The 18,543-nt window shown below is 49.4% G+C and carries 14 protein-coding genes; 6 read left to right on the top strand and 8 right to left on the bottom strand.

Annotation, left to right across the window (positions count from 1 at the left end; translation table 11 throughout):
• Positions 1 to 49: 49 nt before the first annotated feature.
• Positions 50 to 1,075 carry a tryptophan--tRNA ligase gene (trpS, locus tag H0G69_RS00295; protein ID WP_056968100.1) on the top strand — a complete coding sequence of 342 codons (1,026 nt, stop codon included), beginning with the start codon at positions 50 to 52 and terminating at the stop codon, positions 1,073 to 1,075.
• A gap of 48 nt (positions 1,076 to 1,123) precedes the next feature.
• On the opposite strand, the gene hdcC is transcribed toward trpS, so the two are convergent.
• The 5 genes from hdcC to H0G69_RS00270 all read right to left on the bottom strand — a co-directional run bounded on the left by hdcC (position 1,124) and on the right by H0G69_RS00270 (position 9,942).
• Positions 1,124 to 2,608, bottom strand: coding sequence for a histidine-histamine antiporter (hdcC, locus tag H0G69_RS00290; protein WP_180304896.1), 1,485 nt, complete (start codon positions 2,606 to 2,608; stop codon positions 1,124 to 1,126).
• Between the two features lie 181 nt (positions 2,609 to 2,789).
• Entirely contained in the window at positions 2,790 to 3,959 is a 1,170-nt protein-coding gene (locus H0G69_RS00285; RefSeq protein WP_180304895.1) for an MFS transporter, read from the bottom strand.
• A gap of 164 nt (positions 3,960 to 4,123) precedes the next feature.
• Entirely contained in the window at positions 4,124 to 5,428 is a 1,305-nt protein-coding gene (gene serS / locus H0G69_RS00280) for a serine--tRNA ligase (RefSeq protein WP_180304894.1), read from the bottom strand.
• 285 nt (positions 5,429 to 5,713) lie between these two features.
• A complete protein-coding gene (locus tag H0G69_RS00275) occupies positions 5,714 to 8,824 on the bottom strand; it encodes an AAA family ATPase (protein WP_180304893.1) in 3,111 nt (1,036 codons plus the stop codon).
• Complete coding sequence (locus tag H0G69_RS00270) at positions 8,821 to 9,942, bottom strand: exonuclease SbcCD subunit D (RefSeq protein WP_180304892.1); 1,122 nt, start codon at positions 9,940 to 9,942, stop codon at positions 8,821 to 8,823. Before H0G69_RS00270 ends, H0G69_RS00275 begins: the two co-directional genes overlap by 4 nt.
• A gap of 303 nt (positions 9,943 to 10,245) precedes the next feature.
• Here H0G69_RS00270 and H0G69_RS00265 point away from each other — a divergent pair, with 303 nt between their 5' ends.
• Genes H0G69_RS00265 through dltD form a run of 5 tightly spaced genes read left to right on the top strand, consistent with a single transcriptional unit; the run spans position 10,246 to position 14,704 of the window.
• A complete protein-coding gene (locus tag H0G69_RS00265; protein WP_006499288.1) occupies positions 10,246 to 10,386 on the top strand; it encodes a teichoic acid D-Ala incorporation-associated protein DltX in 141 nt (46 codons plus the stop codon).
• A gap of 11 nt (positions 10,387 to 10,397) precedes the next feature.
• A complete protein-coding gene (gene dltA, locus H0G69_RS00260) occupies positions 10,398 to 11,930 on the top strand; it encodes a D-alanine--poly(phosphoribitol) ligase subunit DltA (protein WP_180304891.1) in 1,533 nt (510 codons plus the stop codon).
• Positions 11,930 to 13,147, top strand: a complete 1,218-nt coding sequence (gene dltB / locus H0G69_RS00255; RefSeq protein WP_370760539.1) for a D-alanyl-lipoteichoic acid biosynthesis protein DltB — start codon at positions 11,930 to 11,932, stop codon at positions 13,145 to 13,147. Before dltA ends, dltB begins: the two co-directional genes overlap by 1 nt.
• Positions 13,148 to 13,176: 29 nt before the next feature.
• Positions 13,177 to 13,416: a D-alanine--poly(phosphoribitol) ligase subunit DltC gene (gene dltC / locus H0G69_RS00250; protein ID WP_006499285.1), complete on the top strand. Its 240-nt coding sequence runs from the start codon at positions 13,177 to 13,179 to the stop codon at positions 13,414 to 13,416.
• The gene (gene dltD / locus H0G69_RS00245; RefSeq protein WP_180304890.1) at positions 13,409 to 14,704 is read left to right on the top strand and encodes a D-alanyl-lipoteichoic acid biosynthesis protein DltD; all 1,296 of its coding nucleotides are present in this window, start codon (positions 13,409 to 13,411) and stop codon (positions 14,702 to 14,704) included. Before dltC ends, dltD begins: the two co-directional genes overlap by 8 nt.
• Positions 14,705 to 14,761: 57 nt before the next feature.
• Here the strand turns inward: dltD and H0G69_RS00240 are convergent, their stop codons facing one another.
• The 3 genes from H0G69_RS00240 to brnQ form a co-directional block, all read right to left on the bottom strand.
• Positions 14,762 to 16,018, bottom strand: a complete 1,257-nt coding sequence (locus H0G69_RS00240; RefSeq protein WP_180304889.1) for an NAD(P)H-dependent oxidoreductase — start codon at positions 16,016 to 16,018, stop codon at positions 14,762 to 14,764.
• Positions 16,018 to 16,614, bottom strand: coding sequence for an NADPH-dependent FMN reductase (locus H0G69_RS00235; protein ID WP_275691265.1), 597 nt, complete (start codon positions 16,612 to 16,614; stop codon positions 16,018 to 16,020). The genes H0G69_RS00240 and H0G69_RS00235 overlap by 1 nt, the downstream gene beginning before the upstream one ends.
• A gap of 258 nt (positions 16,615 to 16,872) precedes the next feature.
• Entirely contained in the window at positions 16,873 to 18,249 is a 1,377-nt protein-coding gene (brnQ, locus tag H0G69_RS00230) for a branched-chain amino acid transport system II carrier protein (protein WP_180304888.1), read from the bottom strand.
• Between the last annotated feature and the right edge of the window lie 294 nt (positions 18,250 to 18,543).

Below are 18,543 nucleotides of genomic sequence, written 5' to 3'. Positions count from 1 at the left end.
CTCGTTTGGAGAGGGCGGTCTTTTTTAGGTGCTGAAAGGAGTTTTTCTTATGAAGTTTGATCCTAGCAAAAAAGTCGTTTTAAGCGGCGACCGGCCAACTGGTAAGCTGCACATTGGCCATTACGTTGGTTCATTAAAAGAACGTGTGAAGATGCAAAACAGCGGCAACTATAATATGTTTATCATGATTGCCGATCAACAGGCTTTGACCGACAATGCTCGTGATCCCGAAAAGATCCACAACAGTCTGATTCAAGTTGCATTAGACTATCTGGCAGTCGGTTTGGACCCAGCCAAGTCAACGATATACATCCAGTCCCAGATTCCCGCTTTATCCGAGCTTAATATGTATTACTTGAATCTGGTTACGTTATCGCGACTGGAACGCAATCCAACCGTTAAGGCCGAGATTCAGCAAAAAAACTTTGACCGTTCGATTCCTGCCGGCTTTTTAACCTACCCTGTCAGTCAAGCAGCTGATATCACGGCATTTAAGTGTGAGCTGGTACCAGTTGGCGATGACCAAGAGCCAATGATGGAACAGGCACGGGAAATTGTCCGTTCATTTAATAATATCTATGGCGACGTTTTGGTTGAGCCAAAAGGAATTTTCCCACCAAAAGGACAAGGTCGAATTCCTGGTCTGGACGGCAACGCCAAGATGAGCAAGTCGCTGGGCAACGCTATCTATTTGAGCGATGATGAAAAGACGCTGCAAAAGAAAGTCATGTCCATGTACACCGACCCAACTCACATTCACGTTGAAGATCCTGGTCATATTGAAGGCAACGTGGTCTTTACCTACCTAGACATCTTCGACCCTGATAAAGAGCACGTGCAGGAATTGAAGGATCAATACCAAGCTGGCGGTCTGGGCGACGTTAAGATCAAGCGCTACCTGTTTGAAGTCTTGAACAACGAGCTTAAGCCGATTCGGGAACGCCGCGAAGAATTTGCTAAGGACATTCCAGCCGTTTACGATATGCTCAAGCAAGGCTGTGCCGATGCTAATGAGGTTGCCAACCAAACCCTGGCGGAAGTACGGCATGCCATGGGGCTGGATTACTTTGCCTAACTGAATCAAAAAAGCTTTGCACAACTCGCGCAAAGCTTTTTTGAGTCTCTAATGACCCAAGGAAAGCAGCGTCATAAACGGCTGTTTGATCAGCCCCATCAAAACGTCGATTCCCAAAACGGCAATGACGATAATCACGGCTGCCAGGATCTTTTCAGCATGACTGAAAACTATTTGGCCATGCTGACGACGCGCGTACAGATACATTGGCATCCCCACCAGATAGACGATGAATTCAGCCACCGTGTACTTTAAGCCTGCCGAAACGCCCATCAGCAGCGTGTAAACAAAGGCCAACCCCGCAATAATCATCCCCCGCTTTGGATGATGCTTGCCGCTGTATTCATGATGCATAGCGATCTTAAACAAGTAGGCCTCAGCAACCAGATAAGGCGGAATCGTCGTCGCCGCGCTGATTAAAAGCAGCTTTTCATAGGCCTGACCGTCAAAATGCGCCATCAGAATAATGGCCTGAATTGTTACCGTGGCAATCAAAATGGCAAACACTGGCTGATCGTTGGCGTTGGTCTTGGCAAATGCCCGCGGAAAAGTACCATCCTGTTCGGCGGCATGCTGCGGCAGCTCACAGATCATTTCCAGCCAAGAGATCCAGCTGGCCAGCACCGTCAAGATCAAGGTCAGACTGATGATGTTGCGGCCCCAGACGTTGTGCCAGATACTGGTCAGGATCGCGGCCGTAGAAGGCGAGGCCAGCCGCATCAACTGACCATATGAGAAGACTCCCAGCGAAAGCAGACTGATCAAAATATCGATCGTAATGCAGATCAGAAACCCGACCAGCGTAGCCATTCTAACCTGGCTGCGCTTCTTGGCACGGCCCGCCATGACCGCTGCTCCCTCAATCCCGCTGAACATCCATAGCGTAACCATCATCGTGGCCAGCGTCTGCTGAGATACACTGCCCAGATTCAGATTGTGCACGGATGGCATCACCACGTTGGCCTGCATATCAGTCGTGAATTTCTGCCAGCTGAAGTTCCCCATTAAAGATACGATTAAGACGGTAATCACAACCATCAGCAGCGTCATCGCGATTTTCTGCATGCGATTGGAAGACTTGGTGCCTTTTAAGGTCAGCCCCGTCATTCCCCAAGTCAAAAGCGAGGCCCCGATCATTGACGGCCAGTTGTTGCCACCCGCAAACGTACCAGGGAAAAAGTAGTTGAGCGTGTTCATGACCAGCACCGCAAACGCCGCATTGGTCGCACAGTTGGAGACAAAATATCCCCACGCGGTCAAAAAGCCAACAAATGGTCCAAAACCTTTCACGCCATAATCATACATGCCGGCCGTCAAATCTGGCTTCACGGCACTTAGGATCATAAAGACCTCGGCAATCAGCCACATGCCGATCCCCGTCGTAATCCAGGCCAGAATCTGCGCCGTTGCCCCCGCAACCGTCGCCATGTTTTTAGGCAGATCAAAAATCGCCGAACCAATCATGGCACTGACACAGATCGCGACCAGCCCGGCAAAGCTTAATTGATTATCCCGTACCTTTGGATTCGTCATTGCAATCGCCTTCCCTTCTAAATATCCACTCCTTTTCCGAAAACGATTTCATTTCTACTTATATTATAGTCGTCGACAGCTGTTGCCGGGATCGTCAATTTTCGATAGCTGTCATTATCTATGCCAAAATAAGGCAAACACAAAAAAATGCCTTGCCGTACCTAAGCACGACAAGACATTTTTACTTGATTACCTTGACTGAGCGTCTGGAAACCATGATCGCATACAGCCAGGTCACCAGCATCATGACAAAGACCGAAACAAACAAGAAGTTATAGCCGGCCTGGTCAACAACCCAACCGCCATACACTGGTCCCAGCGCCCGGCCAATCGACATGGCAACATTGGGCATTCCTTGATACTTACCGGTTTCCTCAGCGACAGTCAAGACATCGATATAGGCTGGCACGGAAGGAATCCCGACCATTTCCCCAATCGTCAGGATCACAAAGTCAACGACAAACATCGCAAAACTGTGTACCCAGATCAGTAGCGGAAATGAAATGGCAAAAATCGCAATCCCGATAATAATCTGCCGCTTAACCGAAAGATAGTCGGCCAGTCTGGTAACCAGGGGCTGGCCCAAAACGATGACGGCCCCATTGATCGTCCACAGCAGACTGTAGGCAAAGAATGGAATATGCATATCGGTAATGTGCACCGACATGACGCTTTCCCATAAGGCATAGCTGAGGTAGACCGTTACCAGGCACAGACAGTAGGCATAGACGATGTGGACGTTGTGACGCGGGCTCTTAACCGCCACGGCCTGCTGGCTTTTAACCGTTGCCTTAGGCCGTACGTCAACGTTAAAGTGCAGTACCGTAATCAAAAGGTAGGCACCATAACAGACGCTGGCTACGATAAAGACAATCTCGATTCCCAGGTCCAACAGCGTCCCGACCAATAGCGTCCCGACTACGACCCCCACGTTAAGCGCCATGTACAGCATGTTATAGACATAGCGAGCAGTGTGTCCCGTGACGGCCGAGCCATAGGAATTGATCACGGTCAGTCCCGAGCCGTCCGCAAAGCAGATCACTGCCAGCAGAATCGGAAACATCGGCCAGCCATGAAAGAAAATCATCAAGATATTTCCCAAAGTGGCGACCGTTACGGTGATCACCGCGGCCGCGTAAGGCTTCCAGTTGTCAAACAGCCAGCCGCCCAGGTAGTTGCCAAACATCATCCCCATGGAACTGAAAAAGATTACCAAGCCCGCGACCGTCATCGACTTGTTCAAGTACTCATGCACATAGATCGTTGTCAACGGCCAAAGCATCGCGGCGCCGGCATTATTAAGCAGACTCGCCATGAACAGCCACTTGAGCTTGATTGATTGGCGTGGCATAAATATGCATCCTTTCTAAAGCACTAATAAAGCCCCTTTTCCGTGCAGCAAGCCGACACGGCAAGGGGCTTTATTTTTTCCGTGTCTGGCTTGGTTGAAACTTTCTTTGTCTCTAGTTTACCAGACATTCTCAGCAGACTCCAAACGCGACCGCTGATTGGATTTTACTTGTGCAGGTAGTTGAATGGCACCGCGTTTTCTGGCGTGATCTTGGTGATGCCATGCATGTAAGGTACCAGTGCTTCTGGAATCGTTACCGTACCGTCTTCGTTTTGGTAGTTTTCCAAAATTGCGGCTACCGTCCGGCCAACTGCCAAACCAGAACCGTTCAGCGTGTGGACCAGCTGCAGCTTGCCGTTTTCGTCACGGTAGGTAATGTGCATCCGGCGAGCTTGGAAATCAGTACAGTTCGAGCAGCTGGAGATTTCACGATACTTGTCTTGAGCTGGCATCCAAACTTCAATATCATGCGTTTCTGCTGAAGTAAAGCTCATATCCCCAGTCGACAGCGTAATGACATGGTATGGCAGGCCAAGCTTTTGCAGAATGTTTTCAGCATTCTTAGTCATCTTTTCCAGTTCGTCAAATGAGGTTTCTGGCTTAACGTACTTAACCATTTCAACCTTATTAAACTGGTGCATCCGGATCAGACCACGCGTGTCCCGACCAGCCGAACCAGCTTCAGAACGGAACGATGGCGACAGCGCCGTTACGTATACTGGCAGCTTATCGGTTGGGATCTCTTCACCAGAGAAGTAGTTGGTCAAAGGCACTTCCGCCGTTGGAATCAGCGTCATGTCCTCGCCATTGACCTGGTAGACGCCTTCCTTAAACTTAGGGAACTGACCAGTACCGTACATGGATTGAGCCTTGACGATGTATGGCGGCAGAACTTCCGTGTAGCCTTCCTTCATGTGTTCATCCAGCATGAAGTTGTAAACGGCCCGTTCCAGTTGAGCACCCAAGCCGACATAGTAGACGAACCGCGCGCCGGAAACCTTAGCTGCCCGGTCGAAGTCCAGAATCCCGAGATTTTCGCCCAGGTCCCAGTGGTGCTTAGGCTCAAAGGCAAACTTAGTCGGCTCGCCCACCTTGTATTCTTCACGGTTGCTGTCTTCATCAGGACCAACCGGCACGCCATCACGCGGTACGTTTGGCAGGTGCGCCAGCTTGTCGTTTAAGATTGCGTCGTTTTCTTCGACCTCAACGTCCAGCTTCTTGATGTCTTCACCAACCTGACGCATTTCGGCAATCGCGTCATCGGCTGATTCATGGTTGCGCTTGGCCTCACCGATCTTCTTGGAGGCCGCGTTACGCTTAGCCTTCAGCGTTTCGGTCTGCTGCAGCAGTTCACGCCGCTTTTCATCCAGGGCCAATACTTCGTCAATGTCTTTTGGATCAACGTTGCGCGTTGCCAGCTTCTGCTTAAAGAATTCAGGGTCTTTACGAATCTTCTTGATATCGAGCATCTAAAATTCCTCCTAAGTATATAAAAAGAGCCACTTCATCCATATTTTGGGACGAAATGGCTCTGGTTCCGCGGTACCACCCAAGTTCGACAAAGATTTGTCACGCTCTGCATGGATAACGGCCATGAACCCGTGCGGCATTACCCGCCCACATTTAACGACACCGGAGTTTCGATCGCTGCCTTGCACCACCCGACAGCTCTCTTGAGATCTACTTTAAAATGTCTTCGTGTTTTATATCATCGCTATCTTATTACATCCTGCCTGATTTGGCAATCTTTTCGGCTAATTTATTGCAAAGTCGTGCTGATAGCTGACGTGACTGTGGCCCTTATCGGAACTGATCTTGAGCTGATCGGGAATCCGTTCTTCCAATTCGGTCACGTGACTGATGATCCCGACCATACGCGAATTGCCTTCCAAAGTCTGCAGCGCCTGCAATGCATTATCCAGCGCGGCTTGATCCAGCGAGCCGAAGCCTTCATCGACAAACAGAGCATCAATTTGAATTCCCCCGGCCTGCTGCTGAATGATCTCACCAAGCGACAGCGCCAGGGCCAGCGAGGCAGCAAAAGTCTCTCCTCCAGACAGGGTATGCACGCTGCGATCCTTGCCGGCATCACGATCTCTAACGCTGACTTCCAATCCGCTCCATTTATTGTTTGAGCCGGTACTTTCTTCCAAAAAGAACTCATAGCGATCAGCGGTTAATTGTCTGAGCCGTGGATTGGCGTTGTTCAAGACCTCTTTGAAGTAGTGTCTGAGCACATATCTTTCCAAAGTCAGCCGCATTGAATTCTTGCCATTCATGGTATTGACCAGATCACTGAGCCGATCCAGTTTGGCCTGCTGTTTGCCTTGTTCCTGCTGGATCTCATCAACCTGCTGAACCGTTTTTTGCTGCTGTTGGAGCTGTTCTTTCAAGCGCCCTAATTCCCGCTGCTTTTCATCGCGCATGGTCGTAGCTGCCTGCAGAGCTTTTTGCGTCTCCGCCAGCTGCGGCCGGGGCCGTTCGTTGATGGCTGCCAGCAGGTGCTGACGCCGGTCAAGATTGATCTTGACCGCTTGTTGATATTCATTGACGGTCTGCTGCAGCGATTCCAGCTGATCCAGTTGGGCAAAGTCTTCTGCATAGCGTGACCACTGGGCATTGGGATCATGATCTTTTAATGCTTGCTGCAGTGTCTTAGCCAATTGCTGGTGATGGTGCTGCTGCTGCGTCAGGTTTTCTTGATCATGACTGATCGTTGCAGCTATTGCGGCGGCGCGCTGCTGTTGATGCTGCAGTTCGGTTTGGTTCTGATCCTTTTTTTGCTGATAATCCTGCAGCTGAATTTGCCAATCATGCAGTTGTTTTTTGGCTGTCAGCAAATCAGCGTATGCTGACGGCAGCTGCTTTACTTTAGCCGTCAGCTCATCATTGAGTCCTGCCAGCTGGGCCGTCAGCAGCTGCTGATCATGATCCAGTTTCTGTTGCTGGGCCGTCAATTCATCCAATGTCTGCTGCTGTTTTTGCTGTTCTTGTTGCGCCTGCTTTAATTCTTCAATAGCTGCCTGAGTCTTTTTAAGCCGTTGGGCGGTCTCATTCATACGCTCCTGCAGTTTGGCGGCCAGCTGGGCAAGATCGGTCGCCGGCAGCTGACTGTCATGTCTTAATTTCGTCAGCTCAGTCGTGTATTCATCTTTTAAGTTATCCAACTGCTGGGTCAGATTGACCGTTTTTTCCTGAGCCTTGACTTTTTGGGCCTGCGCATCGTCTAAAGCCTGGCGCGCCTGTTTTAAAGCCACACCGGCAACTTGAATCTCATCAAGCGAGATCTTAGCGGCTAGGTTGCCTGGCTGGGGATGATCAATTGAGCCGCAGACCGGACAAGGCTGACCCGGAACCAGATGAGTCGCCAGTTCAGCAATCTGAAGAGCCGCGTGCTTTTGATCAGCTTCTTGAAAGGCGGTCTGCGCGGCCTGATAATGCTGTACAGCCAGTTCTTCCTCGTGTTGGGCCTGCTGCAGGCTGGCTTGCTGATCAGTTATCGTCTGGTACTTACTCTGCAGATCCTGCAGTCGCTTGAGTAATGCCTGTCCGGTGCTGCGTTCCTCAAGCATTTTTTCAATCAACTGCCGATCGGTTTGCTGTTGCAGACTTTGAATCTGCTGTGCCGTTTTCTCCAGTAAAACCGTCTGCTGCTGGCAGACGGTTTGAACCTGCTGCTGGCTTTTTTGGAGTTTAGCCAGTTTTTGCTGCTCAGTTTGAATGCGTTCTTTAAGTTCGGCCGTTTCTTGATACCGGGGCAGCAGGCTTGCCAAAGCGATTTTTTGCTGATTGATCGAATCAATGGCTGGCTGCTGCTGGTTCAGCTCTTGAGCACGATGCTGCAATTGCTGCAGTTTTTGATCAAGTTCCGTAGCTGCCGTCTGCTGTTGCTGCAGATCGTTTTGCAAATCTTGGATAGCCGCCTGGGCATGCTGCCAGGCAACGTAATCAGTTTGCTGATGGCGAACCCACTGCAGCTCGTCAATCAGCTGCTGCTTAGCTTGGATTGCTGATTGCTGCTGATCCAACTGTTGTTGAACGGTTTGGTTTTGGGCCAGCTCATCATAGGCGGTCTGCAGATTTTGTTCCACGTGAAACTGTTCATCGAGTTTTTTAGCCTTTGCCTGGGCAGCCACAGCAGCCTCGACTTGCTGAGTCAGCTGCTGTTCATGCTGTTTTAACAGCGTCGCGGCGGCTTGTAGCCATTGAACGGGATCGGTTTGGTCAGCCAGCTCTTCAATGCTGGCCATCAAATGTTCCATTTGCTTTTGACTGTCATGGCTGGCATCCTGTGCTGCCGTCAGCTGATCCTTGAGTTGCTGGGTCCAGTCCGCGTATAGCTGCGTACCAAACAGCTCCGCCAGCAATTCATTTTTATTGTTGCTGTCCGACTCCAGAAACTCACGAAACTTACCCTGTGGCAGCAAAACGATCTGGCGAAACTGATCAGCGTTGATGCCGATTAGATCTTCAATAAATTGATTGGCGTCGGTAACTTTGGTGATTTCTTCTTTTTGACCGTTTTTTTCATAAAACAGGTCTACTTTTTGACTCTTGTGCCGATCCTGTTTCGGCTCCCGAATGATCTGATAGGTCTTGCCTTGATGCTCAAACCAAAATGAGACCCGTGTCAGATCCTTTTCCTTGGCAAAATCAGAGCGCAGTTTTTCAGCCGTCCGCCCATTGCGATTATTATCAGTCGTTGTACCAAACAGACTAAAGCACATCGCGTCAAAAATCGTGGTCTTGCCGCTGCCCGTCTTGCCACTGATCAAAAACAGCGGCACTTCGTCAAATTGAGCAAAATCAACGGTCTCATTGACATATGAGCCAAAATACTCCATTTTCAGTTTTAAAGGCTTCAATTTTCTTCCTCCTCAACCTTGGTCAAAGCTGCCGATGCCCACTGCCGCTGCTGATCATCCAGCTGCTGATCAGGATGCACCTTTTCATAAAATTCATCCAACAGCGTCAGCGGATCATGACTGGCCATCGTCATGGTCGCGATGCTGGCGTCGTCCTGCTGGTTGGGGCGCTTGATCTCAACAATCTTAGGATAACGAGCCCGCAGCCGATTCATCAGGTCGCTGATCAGCTTGGTATCGGTCAGGCGGATGGCAACATAGTCTTGGGTTTGATCGTATTGAGCTGCGATTTTCCCTTGCGTCAGTTCATCAAATGAGCCTTCTAAAATGATCAGATCATGCTTAGGCTGCAAGGGGGCCCAAGTGAGCTTGAATGGATTCGTATCGACAATCCAGACCCCTTTTTGCAGATTGGCCTCTGAAACCGAAAACTTAAGTGGCGAGCCGCTGTAGCGCATGCGTTCTTCATTTAACGCCCGCGGATTATGCAGGTGCCCCAGTGCCACGTAGTCGAAGTCTTTTAACAGCGTGGTCGGCACGGCATCCAATCCCCCAACCTCAACTTGGATCTCAGAATCGGTATGCGTACTGCCCGCCGCGAAAAAGTGCGCCACCAAGACGTGCTTTTTATCAGGATCGAAAAGCTGCTTCATTTGATTAACAATTAAAGTCATCGCCTGGCTGATTGTCTTAACGTCTTGTTCGAAATAATTGCGGACTGCCTGCAGGTTAAAGAATGGCAGCAGGAAAAACTGCGTATCCATAATCGTAACTGGTTCAAACGCACTGGCCAGCGTGGTATGCAGATAAAAATCGGTCGTCTCAAACCATTCACTGCCCGTCGCCAGGCGCGCGGCCGAATCATGGTTGCCGCTGATCGCCAATAGCGGCAGATGGTCATTTAGATTCAGCTGCTTGAGCATTCCATTCAGCTGCTCAACCGCCTGCTCGCTGGCTAAGCCCCGATCATACAGATCACCTGCAATAACAACGGCATCGACTTGATAGTCTTTCGCCAGCCGTTCAATCTGATCAAACGCCGCGGTCTGATCTTCAGCAAGCGAAAAATCATGCAGTTTCTTACCGATATGCCAATCGGCCGTATGTAAAAATCTCATGAGACCTTCCTTTCTATCGAACAAGCATTCGCGTTGGTGACATTATAGCACAGATCGCGTGAAAGTTTCAGCGTGGCAAAATTCAAACTTTCTTCGTATTTTATTAATATTTTATTTAGATTCACCCCTGGTTAAGACTCACTCAAATACTGATATATCAACGTTTGATTGGGAAAAGTAGTTTTATTTCAAGATTTTAAACATGTTTTTCTTAAGCAAGGCTTAATATTTAATTTCCTTGACTTGGTATATAGTAAGGTAGTACCTTTCCAAATCCGATTTAGGTAAAGGAGTGATTAGTGAATGTTGGCAGCTCTCAAACGCCACCCTGTCGCTGGATTTCTGCTTAAAACGTTCTTTTATTTTATCGTCTTAATGCTGTTGATCTACTTATACGGATACTATGGCGCTGGACAGGCACCGTTTATCTATAACGAATTCTAGCGGAGGAAAAAATGATTTCTAACATTGTTCGCGAGTTTGACCGCGTCGCAAAAGAAAATGCCACGCGCGTCGTCTATGACGAAATGGGTCAGACTCACACGTACCAAGATTTATTGGTTGATTCAAATGCTTTCGCGGCTTGGCTCGACCAAGAAAAAATCGTTCCTAAAGATGGTCCGATCATGTTTTATGGCGACCATCAATTTGAAATGGTGGCCGGTTTTGTCGGCGGCCTAAAAGCAGGTCACGCCTACATTCCCGTTGAAGTCGGCTCAGCTCTGCCCCGTATGCAGTCGATTATTGACGCGGCCAATCCGCGGCTGGTCGTCGCCATCGATGACTTTCCCGTTGAAAAGCTGAACTACGACGGGGCCGTGATTAATAAATATGAATTGGAACAGATCTTTGCCCAAAAGACTTCATACGAGGTTACGCATGAAGTCACCGGCGACCATCCTTTCTACGTGCTGTTTACTTCTGGTACCACCGGCTCGCCAAAAGGAGTTGAGATCAGCCACGACAATATCTGTTCATTTGCCAACTGGATGCTGGGCGACAGTTTTGACATCCCAGCTCACCAGATCTACCTGGGTCAGGTGCCATTCTCGTTTGACGTCTCGCATATGTACTGGCTGACTGGTCTTTTGTCCGGCAGCACGGTGCAGACCCTGCCACTAGCCGTTGTTCAAAACCTGGGTCAGCTGTTTACCACGCTGCCTAAGCTTGACATTACGGTCTTTGTCGGCACGCCTTCATTTGGCGACATGGCGCTGCTCAGTCCTCAGTTCAATCACGAACAGATGCCGAACCTAAAGTACTTTGTCTTCTGTGGCGAAGAGCTGACGACCTCAACCGTCAAGCGACTGTTCAAACGGTTCCCCGATGCGCGCGTCTTTAACACCTATGGCCCAACCGAAGCTGCCGTGGCCGTTACCAGCATGGAAATCACGCCGGCAATGGCCAACAGTCACGAACGGTTGCCAATCGGCTACGACAAGCCTGGCGTAACTACCACGATCTGGAAGGACGGGCAGCCCGTTGATGAGCCAAACGTCCATGGCGAGATCATCATCAGTGGGGACAGCGTGGCTAAGGGCTACATGAATAACCCTGAAAAAACGGTTAAAAACTTCTTTAAATACAACGGCGTCCAGTCATATCGCACTGGTGACGAAGGCTTTATCGATCAAGACGGCATCCGCCACATCATCGGCCGGATGGACTTTCAGATCAAGCTGCATGGCTTCCGGGTTGAGCTGGATGAGGTCCGCAACAGTCTGGAACTGAGCGAATACATCAAGCAGGCCATTGCCGTGCCGAAGTACAACAAGAAGCATCAGGTCAGTCATTTGATCGGCTACGTGATTGCACAGCCCAACGACTTTAAAGATGAGAAGGAACTGACTCAAGCCATTCGTCAAAGTCTGGCTGGCAAGATCATGGACTATATGATGCCAACCCAGTTCGTTTACGTTGACAGCTTCCCGAAGTCCGCAAATGGCAAGATTGCGGTTAAGCAGATGATCGCGGAGGCCAATCAATAATGAGCTGGCTTGAAAGTCTTCCCAACTACACGGCTTATGGCACGCCATCGTACTTTATCTACCTGCTGATTGCCGTCTTGCCAATGGGAATCAGCCTGTACTTTGGCAAGCGGCTGGCTTGGTATGAGGCCATCGTCAGCTTCCTGTTTATCTTCTTTATGTTCGATGGCTCCAGTGCCTCGCAGATGATTTCTCTGATCGGATATGTGGTCTATCAAACGATCCTGGTAATGGGATATTTCCATTATCGGCAAAAAAAGAACTCGGCGGGCGTCTTTTACCTGATGACGCTGCTATCGCTTTTACCGATCATCATCGTCAAGTTCACGCCGGCAATGGTCGGTCATAACTCGCTGCTGGGCTTTTTGGGCATCAGCTACCTGACGTTTCGGGCGGTCGGAACGATTATCGAAACGCGTGATGGCGCCGTTAAAGACCTCAACTGGTGGAAGTTCATCCGCTTTTTGCTGTTTATGCCAACCATCACTTCCGGACCGATTGATCGCTACCGGCGTTTTTCAAAAGACTATCGCAAAGTCCCCAGTCGTGAAAAATACCTTGAAATGGTCGGTAAGGCCGTTAAATATCTTTTCATCGGCTTTTTATACAAGTTCGTGCTGGCCTACCTGTTTGGTCAGGTTTGGCTGCCATTCGTTGAGCACCAGGCATTAATGTACGCACCGCATTTAAGCTGGTGGGTCGTTGCCGTGGCCTACGTCTATGCTGGCGATCTTTACTTCGACTTTGCCGGCTACTCGCTGTTTGCCGTGGCCATCAGTTATTTGATGGGTGTCGAGACGCCAATGAACTTCAACAAGCCGTTCGTTTCCAAAAACATCAAGGAATTCTGGAATCGCTGGCACATGACGCTCTCATTCTGGTTCCGTGACTACATCTTCATGCGGTTCGTCTTTTTGGCCAGCAAGAAGCATTGGTTTAAAAACCGCAACGTCCTGTCATCGGTTGCCTACATGATCAATATGCTGGTCATGGGCTTTTGGCACGGGGTTACCTGGTACTACATTCTCTATGGTTTCCTGCATGGGAGCGCATTGGTCATCAATGACTGGTGGCTGCGTTACAAGCGCAAGCACCTGCATATCAAGACCAATGCCTTTACCAAGGGCGTGGCCATGTTTATTACGTTTAACTTTGTCGTCTTTTCATTCTTGATCTTCTGCGGCTTTTTGAACACGCTGTGGTTTGTCAAACATTAATCTGAGTACTTATTTTTGGAGGTTATATCATGCAAGAACAAATTCAACAACTTTTAGCTGAAGCAACCGGCCGTGACGCCAGCGATTTTGCCGACACGACTGAAGATCTGTTTGCCGATGGTCTGCTGGACTCCATGGCAACCGTTCAGCTGCTGCTGGCTCTGCAGGACGAATTCGACATTCAGGTTCCCGTTTCCGAATTTGACCGCAGCGAATGGAGTACGATCGATAAAATCGCTGATCGGGTAAAGGAACTGGAAAATGAATAACCGTCGCAAACTGTGGTCGATCTTTGGCCCGGTTATCGTAGCCTGTCTATTGGTACTGGGCTTTTTTGCCTTGCCATGGAACAGCTCGCATTCCCAGGCAACCCTGCAGAAAGCCGCTGATTCGCTTAGTCCGCGCGTTTTTAAAAACAGCTCGATTAAAGTGGCGGCCATGCAGGATAAAAAGAAAAACTACATTCCATTCTTCGGCTCCAGTGAGTTGAATCGAATGGACCGCTATCATCCCGCGGTGATGGCTGCTCGCTACCACAACTACACGCCATTCTTATTCGGTTCCCGTGGTACGCAGTCTTTGCCGCAGCTGTTTAACATGACGATGATGGCCTCCGAAATGAAGAATGGCAAAGCCGTCTATATCATTTCGCCACAATGGTTCGTCAAAGAAGGCGTCATGCCATCAGCTTTTAAATACTACAACGGCACTTACGCTAATCTAACCTGGCTGAAGCAGGCCAATCCTGATTCGCCATACGATCGCTACACGGCTAAGCGCTTGGTTAAACTTTTAGGCGCGGAAGGCTCAGTTGCCAACTATGCCAAAAAAATCGCTGACGGCAAGCACCTCAGCTCATGGGATCGTACCCGTATCGACATGGAATCAACGCTGCTCAAGCATGAGGATGAGCTGTTCTCCGGCTGGTTCTTAAAAGACAACTATAATGATCGTATTAAGCCACGCATCAACGAGCTGCCTAAGACTTATAACTACAGCGCCCTGACCAAAGAAGCCATCAGCGACGCCAAGCATTCCAGCAACAACAACCGCTTTGGCATCTTAAATCAGTTCTATGATCGGCGTGTTAAAGGCCATCTTAAGGGCGTTCCTGGCAGTCAAAAGCACTTCAGCTATCTTAAATCACCCGAGTATGCTGATCTGGAAGTCGTCTTGAATCAGCTTAAAAAGACCAATACCAACGTCGTCTTTATGATCACACCGGTTAATGCCAAGTGGGAAAAGATGACTGGTCTTTCCATGCCGATGTACTATCAGACTGCCAACAAGATCAAGTACCAGCTGCGCTCGCAAGGTTTCAACAATATCGTTGATTATTCACATGATGGCGGTAAGCCTGGCTTTATGGAAGATACCATTCATATCGGCTGGGCCGGCTGGGTCAATTTTGATCACCGCATTGCACCGTTCTTGGAGCAAAAACAGCCGCAGCCTCACTACCATATGAATAAGGCCTTTTTGTCACAGAAATGGCAAAATCTTGATCCCACGACGGCCAACTTAAATCAGTTCACCAAGGATCACCTCAATAAATAGCAAAATAAAAAGAGTTCGCAGCTAGCTGCGAGCTCTTTTTTGCATCTTATCAGGATTTTAGTTTTCAGAAGCACCCGTCATGGCATCAGCATCCGTTTCTTCTGGATCATCAGCCGCTTCAGATGCACCCGTGCTGGCATCCGCTTCGGCCTGTTCAGCACGTTGAGCAGCCGCCGACATTACTGGAGCAGCTGGTTCGCTAGGTGCAGCCGGTTCCTCATCGGTATCTTCAGAAGCCCCCGTCGTCGCATCCATGGCTGGAGCAGGTTCTTCAACTGGTGCCGGGGCAGCGTGGCCATGCGAGGCGCTGGAGGTTGCATCAGCATTCCAGGCACCATTTTCAGCCAGGTTCAAGATGTCATCAACCGAACCCGTAAATTCAATCGTCCCCAGGTAGTGACCATCAACATCCCGCAGCGCATAGTAGCGAATCAAGACACGGTGACCGTTCATCATCAATGGGCGGGCAACCACGTCTTTGGTGCCGTTCTTAAAGCTGTCGATAATGGCCTTAACTGCAGGAACAGCCTTTGGTGGGTGGCATTCACTGTAGGTTTCGCCAAGCTGGTTGACGTTACGAACGTGTTCACGGTTAGGCTTGTCTGAGTAGTAGGCAAAGCGGTCGTCAGCATCGATCAGGTCAATTTCAAATGGAATCGTGTTGAAGATGGCTTGGACTTCTCGCAGCGACAGGCGGCCGGTCGGGAAGCTGACATAGGCATCTTCAATCATAGGACGTTTTACAGACATGAGTTGTTCACCTCGAGAAGCATTTTTGAAAAGTTCCGCATATTCAACAAAATTGGTAAAGCATTTTTCCAGATTATCAACGCAGGCCTGGTCAGTCAGACGGCCATCCTTGCTAAAGACCTTGGCAGCATTACCGATCAGCACCTCGTTGCCAGACAGCAGGTTGGCATTGCAGTCAGGACTCAAAAGCATCTTGCGCATCTGCTGCTGAGCTCGTGCGGAAGCCTGGCGACCATAGGATACCCCCACGATCATTGCTGGCTTGCCATGCAGGACCTTGGATTGATATGACAACCATTCAACAGCACTCTTCATTGCGGCTGGAACGGCATGGTCATATTCGGGAGTAGAAAAGATTACCCCATCAGCAGCGTTGATCTGCTGCTTAAGTTTCCAGACCGACGTCGTTTCCTCAAAAGGCACGTCCTTGCTAAAAGCCGGCAGATCCTTGATTTCGGCAATCTCAATCTCTGCCATGCGCCAGAAGTGTTTCTTCATAAACTGCAAAAGAACGCGGTTGTAGGAAAAGTCGGCGTTCGTACCGACGATTGCAACAAATTTCATTACTTGGCAGCCTCCTTTTCCGCTTTGGCCAATGCTTCTTCTTCCAGCTTAACTTCTTGATCATTGGCGATCGCAAAGCATTCAAAGTCGCGCAGACACTTGTCTAAGAACTTGATCGTACCAGGATCGGTAATATCGCCGTTTTCATCAAACAGATTCTGGGCAAAACTCATAAAGAAGTCTTCTTTTTGAAAGACGCGCGCGTTGACCCCCGGCGAGATCATAACGTCACGCAGGTCAACCTGAGCCCGTGAAGAGCCTTGCGCGTCAGTAGAAGCCCCAACCAGCAGCACCGGCTTGTTGGTAAATGGATGCAGCTGATAGGAAAGCCATTCAATGATGCTCTTTAAAGAAGAAGGTACTGAGTGATCAGTTTCAGGACAGGCAATCACTACGGCATCGGCAGCATCGATCGCGTCTGACATGGCCTGGATGGCAGCCGGCGTTTCTTTGGCGCTTTCGTTGAACAGTGGAATCTTGCGCACGTCAACGACCGTCATATCATGTTCATAGGCTTTGCTGATGTATTCAAGCAGCATGCGATTGTACGAATGGTTGGCATTAGAGCCAGGAATCCCAACAATCTTCAAATTCATTCACTCCTTATTAATGATAATACTCTCCATACTTGGCATTATTGCACTAGCCTATTTTAATATAAATTTTTGGGAAATTGTATAGCTTCGCACAAATTTTGTGAAAATAATTTCAAATTGTGAAGTGGAATAACTTGTAATCAATATAAAAGCTGTTATCTCAACATTTAGATAACAGCTTAGTTTGTTCAATAATGATTTAATTACTTTTTACCAACTGTCTGGTAAACCTAATTACGAAACATGTTGACCTTTTGATCAGTTTTCTTCACCAGCTGCTGCCAGACTGTGTTCTCGATACCAGTGCACCATCAAGCCCAGTGCCAATCCAACCAGTGCCGGAACCAGCCATGACAGACCATAGGCAGCCAGTGGCAAGGAAGCTCGCCAGCCAGCCACCAGCTTACCAAACGCGCTGGCACTGACCACGCTTGGGAAGGAAACTACCATATCCCCTAATGCCGGCACGACGGTAAGCAAGACAACAAAGAAGTAAACCGCACTATCCCGCTTAAACAAAGGCGAGGCAACCGACAGCAGGATCAGGACCATGGCCAATGGATACAGAAACATCAGCATTGGCGTTGACCAGGCAATGATCTGTTCCAAGCCAAAATTGGCAACCAAAAATGAGGCCAAAGTCGTCAAGAACAGCCAGGCATGATAGCTCAACTGTGGGAAATGCTTGTGAAAGTCCTGCGCAAAGGCTGCCACCAGACCAACCGCCGTCGTTAAGCAGGTGACCGTGATCAAAACAGCTAAGACAGCTTGTCCCAGTCGGCCAGCATAGGCATTAACCAGCTGCGTAAATGCCACCCCACCATCAGCTGAAACCTTGAACCGGCCTAGAGTCATCGCGCCAACCACGATCAGCAGCACATAGATCAAAGCAACGGCACTCATTGCCAGGACGCCTGATTTGGCAACCACTTTGGCAACGTCGCTATCCCGCTTCTGCCCCAGCTGACGAACCGCTGTCACGACCGTAACCCCAAAAGCCAGACCAGCCAAGGCATCCATCGTATTGTAGCCCTGCAAAAAGCCATTGACGAACGCGCCATGCACATAAGCTGTCGTTGCCTGCGTTTGGAATGGATTGGCAAACGGATTAACGAACGCAACGGCAAAAACGACAAACAACAGGACTAAAAAGACTGGATTCAAAACCTTACCGACGTTGGTCAAGATGTCATTTTCACGATAGGCAAATGCAAAGGCCAAAGCAAAGAAGACCAATGAGAACAAGAACAGGGCCAGCGTCTGATCAGCCTTGGGAACAAACGGTGCGACCCCAACCGTGTAGGAAACCGTAGCCGTCCGTGGCGTCCCAAACAGCGGTCCGATCGTAAAGTGAATCAAGACCATAAATACCAAAGCAAAACCAACTCCTAATGGCCGACCGATGTCAAAAACCCCTTCAGCCCGCGTTACCGCAACGGCCAGGACCGACAGCAGCGGCAAGGCGACCCCGGTTACTAAAAAGCCGACTGCCGCACCGACCCAGTGACTGCCGGCCAGCTGACCCAGATGCAAGGGAAAGATCAGGTTGCCGGCCCCAAAGAAGAGACCAAACAGCAATGATGCCACGACCAGATACTGCTTGGCCGTTAGTTTTTTCGATGTGAGTTGTTCCATTTTTTTGCCCCCGAAATGAATTAAAATTAGAAATCACTCATGTCGAATACTGGCTGCGCCGAAAATAAAAAGTCCCTTGACCGAAAATTCGGCCAAGGGACGCAATCGCGTGGTACCACCCTGATTCACCATGCCATCGCTGACACGGTCTTTTACGTACGGCCCCCATTTAAGCTGGAGCGATACGCGTGCACGGTAATGGGTGCGACCATCCATCCTTACTTGGTTTAAGGATGAAAACTAGAAAGTGATTTTCGCCTAAGACTTTAACCGATCCCCTCACACCTAGCAGGA

Origin of the sequence: Limosilactobacillus mucosae (assembly GCF_013423865.1) — a bacterium.
In the GTDB taxonomy this organism is placed as follows: Bacteria; Bacillota; Bacilli; order Lactobacillales; family Lactobacillaceae; genus Limosilactobacillus; species Limosilactobacillus mucosae.
This window is presented reverse-complemented; position numbering and strand designations above follow the sequence as displayed.